General features: G+C 63.4%; 1 protein-coding gene. It reads left to right on the forward strand.

Translation table 11 applies throughout. The features are described 5' to 3' along the window. On the forward strand, positions 1-486 hold a 486-nt coding region (locus AC1D0P_RS28725), incomplete at both ends, for an isochorismatase family protein (protein WP_477679844.1).

The following is a 486-nucleotide window of genomic DNA, read 5'->3' on the forward strand; positions in this document are numbered from 1 at the left end:
GAGCGTAAGCATGCGATCGACGCCGCTTATGATCACGTGGTCGGCAGGCTTGCCGATCTCAAGGACAAGGCGCGCGCTGCCGGCATTCCGGTCATCGTCGAGCGTAAGCATGCGATCGACGCCGCTTATGATCACGTGGTCGGCAGGCTTGCCGATCTCAAGGACAAGGCGCGCGCTGCCGGCATTCCGGTCATCGTCGTCCAGCATGACGATCCGGCGGGGTCGAGCATTGCAGTGGGGACGACGGGCTGGGAACTGCGGCCGGAGATCGCGCCGGTCGACGGAGAGGTTCTCGTCAACAAGCGTTCCAGCGACAGCTTTTTCGACACCGATCTCGACCAGAGGCTCAGGGAGCGCGCGGTCACCCATCTGGTGATCGGTGGGTGCGCCACCCAGTTCTGCGTCGATACCACGGCGCGGCGCGCAGTTACCCTGGGTTATGACGTTACGTTAGTGTCTGATGGACACATGACGGCCGATCGGGGC

This window comes from Polaromonas sp. P1_G2, from assembly GCF_056405515.1.